This window comes from Candidatus Pyrohabitans sp. (assembly GCF_054014795.1).
Map to the genome: position 1 here is coordinate 1 of NZ_JBPMGE010000027.1, position 8,171 is coordinate 8,171.

Annotated in this window: 8 protein-coding genes and 1 pseudogene; 4 read left to right on the forward strand and 5 right to left on the reverse strand. The window is 56.1% G+C overall.

Features of this window, described 5'->3' with window-relative positions; genetic code table 11:
• The first annotated feature begins 9 nt into the window (after window positions 1-9).
• A pseudogene (gene dph2, locus ACXJJW_RS02980) lies at window positions 10-915 on the forward strand (diphthamide biosynthesis enzyme Dph2).
• 19 nt (window positions 916-934) lie between these two features.
• Here dph2 and ACXJJW_RS02985 read toward each other — a convergent pair.
• Window positions 935-2,833: a cytochrome c3 family protein gene (locus ACXJJW_RS02985; RefSeq protein ID WP_456474241.1), complete on the reverse strand. Its 1,899-nt coding sequence runs from the start codon at window positions 2,831-2,833 to the stop codon at window positions 935-937.
• 123 nt (window positions 2,834-2,956) lie between these two features.
• Here ACXJJW_RS02985 and ACXJJW_RS02990 point away from each other — a divergent pair, with 123 nt between their 5' ends.
• Window positions 2,957-3,853 (forward strand): LysR family transcriptional regulator, encoded by an 897-nt coding sequence (locus tag ACXJJW_RS02990; protein WP_456474242.1) that lies wholly within the window; start codon window positions 2,957-2,959, stop codon window positions 3,851-3,853.
• A 13-nt stretch (window positions 3,854-3,866) separates the two neighbouring features.
• Window positions 3,867-4,802 carry a sulfite exporter TauE/SafE family protein gene (locus tag ACXJJW_RS02995; protein WP_456474243.1) on the forward strand — a complete coding sequence of 312 codons (936 nt, stop codon included), beginning with the start codon at window positions 3,867-3,869 and terminating at the stop codon, window positions 4,800-4,802.
• On the opposite strand, the gene cbiQ is transcribed toward ACXJJW_RS02995, so the two are convergent.
• The 4 genes from cbiQ to cbiM are packed head-to-tail and all read right to left on the reverse strand — an operon-like array spanning window position 4,795 to window position 7,333.
• On the reverse strand, window positions 4,795-5,658 hold the full coding sequence (cbiQ, locus tag ACXJJW_RS03000) for a cobalt ECF transporter T component CbiQ (RefSeq protein ID WP_456474244.1): 864 nt from the start codon (window positions 5,656-5,658) through the stop codon (window positions 4,795-4,797). The two genes, ACXJJW_RS02995 and cbiQ, sit on opposite strands and share 8 nt — an antisense overlap.
• Entirely contained in the window at window positions 5,582-6,415 is an 834-nt protein-coding gene (locus tag ACXJJW_RS03005; protein WP_456474245.1) for an ATP-binding cassette domain-containing protein, read from the reverse strand. The genes cbiQ and ACXJJW_RS03005 overlap by 77 nt, the downstream gene beginning before the upstream one ends.
• Window positions 6,416-6,700 carry a PDGLE domain-containing protein gene (locus ACXJJW_RS03010; RefSeq protein ID WP_456474246.1) on the reverse strand — a complete coding sequence of 95 codons (285 nt, stop codon included), beginning with the start codon at window positions 6,698-6,700 and terminating at the stop codon, window positions 6,416-6,418. It lies immediately after the preceding gene.
• Window positions 6,701-7,333 carry a cobalt transporter CbiM gene (cbiM, locus tag ACXJJW_RS03015; RefSeq protein ID WP_456474247.1) on the reverse strand — a complete coding sequence of 211 codons (633 nt, stop codon included), beginning with the start codon at window positions 7,331-7,333 and terminating at the stop codon, window positions 6,701-6,703.
• Window positions 7,334-7,440: 107 nt separating this feature from the next.
• Here cbiM and ACXJJW_RS03020 point away from each other — a divergent pair.
• Window positions 7,441-8,171 (forward strand): TatD family hydrolase (locus ACXJJW_RS03020; RefSeq protein WP_456474248.1); only part of this gene is annotated, 731 nt, incomplete at its 3' end.

Below are 8,171 nucleotides of genomic sequence, written 5' to 3' on the forward strand. Positions count from 1 at the left end.
CCAGAAGGCCTGAGGGACTTCTCAGCTGAGGTGGCAGGGCAGATTGAGGCTCTCACAGGGGTGGAGGTGCTTATCTCCGCAAATCCCTGCTACGGTGCCTGTGATTTGGCCGACGAGGCTGCCGCAAAGCTCGGCGCCCAGGCGCTTTTCCACTTCGGACATGCGCAGCTTTTGAGGAGTGCGCAGATACCGGTGCACTAAATAGAGGTGCGCCTCGACGCAGAGGCGATACCCCTGCTGGAGAGGCACCTGCACAGGCTGTGCAAACGCATAGGCTTAATAACAACTGTGCAGCATGTGCATTTGCTTCCAGAGGTTAAGGAGTTTCTGGAGGCACGCGGGTATGAGGTGCACATAGGCAGCGCAGGAGGTAGGGTGCACTACCCCGGACAGGTGCTGGGCTGCTCCTTCGCCTGCGCTAAGAGCATCTCCAGCGAGGTGGACTGCTTCGCCTACATAGGAAGCGGGGATTTTCACCCTCTGGGTGTTGCTCTGGCCACGGGTAAGCATGTGGTTGCCTTCGACATACTCCACGGTGAGGTCAGAGACATGGAGGAGAAAAAGGAGCGCTTCCTGAGGCAGCGCTTCGCGGCGATAGCAAGAGCGATGGAAGCGAAGCGCTTTGGAATAATCATAGGTGAGAAGCAGGGGCAGAGGCGCCTGGCTATTGCCAGGAGGATAAAGCAGAAGCTTCGCGAGCTTAAGCGGGAGGCGTATCTGATTCACCTGGCCGAGATTACCCCCGAGAACCTGATCTACTTCCGTCATCTGGATGCCTTCGTTAATACAGCCTGCCCCCGCATTACCATAGAGGATGCCCCTCGCTTCCCAAAGCCAATCCTCACACCGCAGGAGCTTGAGGTTGCGCTGGGATTGCGGAGCTGGGAGGCCTACGAGATGGATGAGATGGAGTAAAAATAAAAAAGGAGAGGAGCTACGCCCTCCCTAAGACTCGCCTTATCGCCAGCGGAATCGCTGCCAGAAGTGCCACCATGGTGGGACCACACACACCCTTCGCTTCGGACTTTGCCAGAGTTTTAACCCTGTCTTCAAGTTCACTTAGGAGCCTCTCCCCTTCCTTCGGGTTGTGCACACCTATCGCTCTGATTTTCTGAAGTTCTTCCTCCTCTCTGGAAACATCTATGCCAGCCTTTGCCAGGTCCTGGAGTCTTGCCTCCAGGGCGAGGCACGCCTGTCTGAACAGCTTGGACGAAGAGCTTGCCTCAGTGTACTTTGCCTCTTCCACCCTGGGCAGGGAGTAGTCGCCCCTGGCGTAGAACCTGTCTTTGAGATAGTACCAGGGCGCCAGGTCTGCGATGTCCCAGCCTTTCTTTGTTACTATGGGCGTGGTATTCCTCAGCCCTATCGCATATATCCCAGAGCTGTTGGCCACAATGGTGTGCTCACCCTCGAAGGGCTTCGCCCCCTGGTCGGTGAACTTCCACCTGGCCTTGAAACCCTGTTCTGTCGATGCGTGGCAGCTATTGCACTCTCTGGCCTCCTTCCTTATGGCGTGGGACATCTTGTCCATCTGGAACCAGATTAGCGCGCGGTTGTTCTCGGGTAGGCCGTTGAAGGTTCCAGCCAGAGCATAGGCATCCTTTGAGCCCTCTCTTCTGAAGCTGGGTCCGGGCTTACCCTCCACATCCTTTGCGATGTTCACCGTCACCATGGGAAAGGGCTTTACAGGAATCCACTTCCCGGCTTTGTCCCTGATAAGTATGGGATTTGGAGCCTCGCCGTAGTAGTTTCTGTACTTCTTGTAGGGCGTTGCCACGCCGGCCACCTTTCCGGGGCCCCAGATTGTGAGCTGGTAGCCTCCCACATCCTTTATGTGGCAGGATTCGCAGGCAACATTAGTATGGTCGCTGGTTTCAATGGCGCTGGCGATATTCTGGTGGCAGTCTGCACAGCTTGCTTCCCTCTCCACGCCTCCCATGCCGCCTTTCGCGAGGGGGTCGTGGCAGTCAACGCAGGTGAGGTTGTACTTCACGTGCACATCCGGCTCTCTGCCCGGGGGTTTTGAGAACTCTGTCCCGAGATAGCCCGCCCCCCGGCGCCTCTCCTCAGGACCCGCGTGGCAGATTGAGCCTCTGCCGCCGCCGTAGCAGCTCACCGGCGAGGGCGAGCGCTCAAACTTATGCTGGCCCTCCCCTTCGAAGGGTGCGTAGTGGCAGTCCAGACAGGAGACGTGGCACCTGTTGCAGGCTTTCTGGTTGATTTTCGCCTGCCCGTAGGTGTAGTTTGTGCTGGTTTCATTGGCTATCTCCTCCCAGTTCTCCTCGTACCAGGGACCGCAGTTGTGGGGTCCAAGTTCGCCGGTCCATGTCCTGTACTCGCTCTGATACTTCACTGAGCCCATGACTGTGTGGGCAAACTCCTCCACCTGCTTCCTGTGGCACTTGCCGCAGGTCTTCTCAACCACGCTCCTGTTGAAGGTGAACAAGTCTGGCTCGCGGTCATGGTATATCATGGTATTCACCTTCGGGTTCTTCGGAAGCATGCTGCTGAGCCTTGAGCCGTTGGGAATCAGCGCAGGTAGTATGCCCTCCCTGTCAAGAATTGAAAAACCCTTCTTGCTCACTATCTGCACTGAAAGCACGCCCTCGTGAGCTTCTTCCATGCTTGCTGCATCGGGGTTGCCCAGGTGGCAGTCTGTGCATGTCGCTGGCATGCCGCTCTGCTCCCGCACCTCCTCAAGGGGGAAGTAGAACTGCGGATAGCCGAGGTCCTTCATCTTCTCCTCACTCCCATGGCAGTCCACACAGGAATCTGCATAGCTAGAGGAGACGAAGGCGAGTAGTAGTACAGCCGCAACTATTGCAGCCCTCATGTTTACCACCTCCGGAGAAAAATCGCCGCCAAGGCTATATAAATTTTTTGTAAATCCGAATATTCTTCGTTATTTTTCTTAAAACCCGAAAGATATAAATAGGACGCTGCACAACATATGCACATGAAGCTGGAGTATATGCACACATTTCTGAAGGTGGTGGAGCATGGAAGCCTGCTCTACGCCGCGAGGGCAATGGGCATGTCCGTGAGTACAGTAAGTGCGCATGTGAATGCCGTTGAAGAGTTTTTCGGGGAGAAACTTCTTGAAAGGGGCAAAAGGGGTGTAGAGCTTACCGAAAAGGGCAGGATAGCTGCTCTGGAGGTGCGCGGCATACTAAAAAAGCTGGAGCGGGCGAGGCAGGACGTGGCCAGGCGAAGCGCGCTTCCACTGCGCATCGCCCTGGGAAACATTCCAGGTGTAATTCTCTTCCCGGAAATTCTTCGCGAGTATCGCCAGCTTCATCCGGAAGCTGAGTTTTCTGTACTCATAAAGAACTCCTCGGAGTGCGCCTCCATGCTGGAGAGCAGCGAGGTGGACATAGCCGTGGCGTGCTTTCTGGAGAGCACGCTTGACAGAAGAAGCTACGAGTGCATTAGCCTTGGAGCCGACCGTCTGGTGCTGGTGGTAAGCGATAGGCATCCTCTCGCCAGGTGCAAGAAGGTTGAGATACGCCAGGTGCTCCGCCACCCCCTGGTAACCCTCAGCGAAACCTCCGGAATAACCCGCTATCTTCATTCAGCTCTCAAGCGCAGGGGTATTCTCCCTGAGGAGATAAGAAGTATAGCCGAGGTGAACAGCGTCTTCTCCCAGCTTCATGCAGTGGCGCGAAACATGGGGGCTGCAATTACCTCTGATATAGCCGCGAGAAGTATGAACTCGAAGGTAAAAATCATGGAGATTTCAGACTTCAGGGTGAAGAGGCGTCTCTACATGGTATGCCGCAGGGACACAGAGCATCCAGATAGAGAAGAATTTGTGAAGCTCTTCGTGAGAAGAAGCAGGAGTTTGCTTTCCTGAAGGAGAGCTGGAGATGCACTACCCTGTCGCAGACGCAGATGTGAACTTCTTTTTAACACTGCTGGCAGGCTTTATGATAGGCACCGCCTTTTCAATGCTCAGCGTCTCAGGCGCGGCCTTCACCAGCTTCTTTCAGACGCTGATAGGCGTTGCAACCGCCATGCAACCCATAAATGTGCTCGCAACCTCCCTGACTTCGACTTTGGGGCTGCGCACATACCTCAGGGAGGGGCGTGTGGCGCTCCCAATCGCCGCCTTCCTGCTCACCGGCGTAGCAGCAGGTGTGCTGCTCGGTGCACGGGCTGCGCTTCTGGCTTTCGGCAGCAGCTTCTCATCCACCTACCTGGGATTCATGGGGGGTATCGCACTGCTCACAGGAAGCTACATCGCTGTCCACACCATGAGCAGGACATGGCACAGGGAGAGTGCACTTCAGAGGATGGTGAGCCGGTTTGAAAGCAGGGTTCATGAGCTCCGCCGCTCCGGTGAGTGGGAGAGCCTCACCCGCGACACCTACACTACGATTCATATCACACCACGAAGCTTTCTGTTCTCCTTCGCCGGTGAAAGGGTGATGCTTAACCCGCTATCGCTTGTTCTCTGGGGTACAGGAATCGGCTTTATCTCAGCGCTCATGGGCATAGGCGGCGGAAACCTCTTCCTCTTCCTTCTTGCCAGTGTCTATAAGCTTCCACTGCATCTGGTGGTGGGTACCACACTTATGGCTGTGCTTTTCACATCGCTGTGGAGCTGCATAAACTACCTGCAGCTGGGCATGGCTGTCGACTGGATGCTCTTCCTGAATCTGGCGCTGGGACTTGCGCTGGGGGCCCTGATAGCGCCAAGGTACTCCAAGTTTATACCTGAGGTGTGGCTCCGCCGCCTCGCGGGCACGGCGCTCATCTTCGCCGGCAGCTTTATGCTCTACCGCAGCCTTTCCCTCAGCTGAATGCAATTACGCAGGCAGCCGCCGCCACGGCGAGAGATGCACCGAGAAACACGTAGTCCCGCCCACGGAGCCTCCTCGCTTGGCATGAGCGCAGCTTTTCAGGGTTATAACCCCTGCTCAGCATCGCCTGGTAGGTTGCCTCCCCGTGCTTATAGGCGCGTATGAATATCATCGCCGCCGTGTAGGCGATAACGCGGAGTACATGGCTCCGCTTTGCCCTGCTACCGCGCAGGGAGAAGGCGCGATTGCGCTGCGCATGAATTATCTCCTGAAGGCTGCGCATATAAAGAAAGAGGAAGCGCAGCGTCATGCCCAGAATAAGCACAAAGTAAGAGGGTACCCGGAGGCTGCGCAGGCCTGCTATTAGCGCCTGCATGCGGGTGGTGGAGGAGAGCAGCACCACAGCCGAGACGCATACAACCATTATCGCAAGCAGCGCAGCGCCAGCGGCGATTCCCTCGCGGGTGATTTTAATTGCATAGAATGAGAAAATCACCTCTCCGGGTTCGAAGAGCGGCCTGAGCAGGGCGATGCTTCCGCCGAAGGGCAGAATGAAGGCGACCCGCAGAAAAAAGAAGCGGAGGTTGAGCCTTGCCAGCAGCGCCAGCAGGAGTATGTAGGCCTGGAGAATCGCAAGGCCAAGCGCCCTGCTCTCAAGCCCAATTTCCTCCTTTCGCCCGAGAAACACAGCCGCAAGAATTAAAAAGAGTGCTGAGAAGAGCTTGGCCCTTGCGTCGATGGCATGGATCAGGCTTTTTTTGAGCGCCTCTCTCTCTATTTCAAATATCTCCTGCTCCCAGATGCCTTGCAACCTCCTTCGCAGCCTCTTCCACGGTGAGCCTGAGCTCCACGTCAATGCCCATCTCCCGGAGTGCGAGTAAGAGCTGGGCAACATAGGGCAGGCGCAGACTGTACCTGGCGGCCTCGTCCATGCTGGTAAATATCTCCTCAGCTGTGCCTTCACCCACAACACTGCCCCTGTGGAGCAGGTATATTCGGTCAGCGAGCATGGGCACAAGGTCGACATCGTGGGTGGCAATCACCAGGCTGAGCCCCAGGCTGCGCAGGCGCCTGAGCAGCCTTACCAGCTCCTCAGTACCCAGCGGGTCAAGCCCGGAGGCGGGCTCATCCAGCACAAGTACCTGGGGCTCCATCGCCAGCACGCCCGCTATTGCAATGCGCTTCTTCTCCCCATAGCTCAGGTTGTGGGGTGCCTTCTCCTCGTATCCCTGCATGCCCACCAAGCGGAGAGCCTCCTGCACGCGATGTGCAATCACATCCTCACTCAACCCCAGGTTTCTGGGTCCAAAGGCCACGTCCTCTTCCACGCTCGGTGCGAAAAGCTGCTCCTCCGGGTTCTGGAATACCAGCCCGACGGTCTTTCGAACCCACAGCAGGTTCTCCTTTTTAATCTCCTCTCCAGCGACGAGCACCCTTCCGGAGGTGGGGGAGAGCAGGCCATTGAGATGTTTGAGCAGCGTTGTCTTACCTGCGCCGTTGGCACCGAGCACTGCCACGACTTCGCTCCTGTTTACTCTGAGGTCCACCCGGCGCAGAGCCTCTGTGCCATCGGCATAGGTGTGACAAAGCCTCTGGGTTTCAAGGATGTGCATCTACCCCGCCTTTGTCAGAGCTTTTGCGGCCCCAAATCCTATGGCGAAGATGAGCGCTGTGCCTATGAGCATCGCCGCAACCTCAGAGGCTGCTCCGGGGATGCCGGGAATTGAGTAATCCGGGAAGGGTGAGGAGAACAGCGCTACCTCCTTGTTATGGGCACTTTCAAACTTCTCCGCTGTGCTTTCAAGACCGTCGGGATTTGGAGAAGCGAGGAAAGGTGCCAGCACGGCTATCATAAACACAATTCCCAGCGCAATGAAATATCTGCGCTCCAGTCTCATTCAAACCACCTCCCTTGCCCTTGCGGGAAGTATATCCGGGCTGACCTTCAGCACAGTGGTAACCACGAGTGCTGTGAGAGCACCCTCAGCCACAAGGCCTATAACCGCGTGGTATAGGCCCATGAACAGCAAACCCTCACGCAGCGGAAATGTGCCTGCGATTGCAAGCTCCACAGCTGTGGCGAGAGCGGCAAGCACCAGACCAAGCCACGCTCCGAAGAAGCTGGCTCCAGCTATGCCTATTCTACCTCTCAGGGCGAGGTAGGTGTAGTAGCCCGCAAAGCTTGAAATCACGCCCATGTTCAGGATGTTCGCTCCGAGCACAGTTATGCCGCCGTCTGCAAAGAACAGGGCCTGCACCACCAGCACCAGGGTGAGCAGAAATACACCCGCCCATGGGGAACCAAGAAGTATGGCTGCGAGAACACCACCCGTGAGATGCCCGGAGGTGCCCCAGGGGATGGGTATGTTGAGCGCCTGAATTGCAAATATACCCGCCGCAAGGGTTGCGAAGAGGGGCACTTCATGAAAACCCTCGCGCGCCCATTTGATGGAACGCGCAATAAATACGAGGGCAACCACCGTATAGATCACTGCCTGATTTAAGGGTATGAACCCGTCTGGAATGTGCAAACTTCTTCACCACCTCATAAATAGTATTATTAAATAGAAAAAACGTAATACAGATATATAAATTTTTGCCCCCAACCTTTTTAAGCTCAGGGATTGAGAGAGCAGGGATGATAGATGCGCATGCCCACATCTCCTTCAAGAAGTTCAATCCCGACAGGGAGGAGGTGATAGCCAGGTGTGCCCGCCTCAAGCTGAGCGTCGTGGACTGCGCAGTTACTCCGACAACCCTTGAGAGGTCCCTGGAGCTCTCCTCGCGCTATGGCTTTGTCTACTCCACCACAGGCATCCATCCCTACAGGGCGGCAAAGATGGACCAGAGCACTGCAAATGCGATGCTTGAAAGCATAGAGAGAAACATAGAAGAGCTCACCGGCCTGGGCGAAGCGGGGCTGGACTACCACCTGGACAGGGAAAATACGCAGAGACAGAGGGAGATTTTCGAGAGCATAGCACTTATCGCAAAGGAGTACTCACTCCCGCTGGTGGTGCATGCCCGCGAGGCAGAAGAGGAAGCACTCAATCTGCTTCTCAGCCTCGGGGTGGAGAAAGCAATGTTCCACTGCTATGGCGGTAGCGTGGAGGTGGCGCAGAAAATCCTAGAGAGTGGCTACAGCATCTCCTTAGCCACAAACCTGTGCTACTCCGAGCATCACCAGAGGCTGGCAGAAGCCCTGCCCCTTGAGAGTATTATGCTTGAGACAGATTCGCCGTACCTCTCACCCATCAAGCAGGAGAAGCGCAACCAGCCGGTGTTCATCTTTGAGAGTGTTGAGAAGCTGGCGCATCTCAAAGGTGTGGGGAAGGAGAAAGTGATAAGCGCAGCCACTGCGAATGCCCG

Bases quoted from the DNA above. Each gene is read 5' to 3' on its own strand.
- ACXJJW_RS02985 (WP_456474241.1), bottom strand. From the start codon at position 2,833: ATGAGGGCTGCAATAGTTGCGGCTGTACTACTACTCGCCTTCGTCTCC.
- ACXJJW_RS02990 (WP_456474242.1), top strand. From the start codon at position 2,957: ATGAAGCTGGAGTATATGCACACATTTCTGAAGGTGGTGGAGCATGGA.
- ACXJJW_RS02995 (WP_456474243.1), top strand. From the start codon at position 3,867: ATGCACTACCCTGTCGCAGACGCAGATGTGAACTTCTTTTTAACACTG.
- ACXJJW_RS03005 (WP_456474245.1), bottom strand. From the start codon at position 6,415: ATGCACATCCTTGAAACCCAGAGGCTTTGTCACACCTATGCCGATGGC.
- ACXJJW_RS03010 (WP_456474246.1), bottom strand. From the start codon at position 6,700: ATGAGACTGGAGCGCAGATATTTCATTGCGCTGGGAATTGTGTTTATG.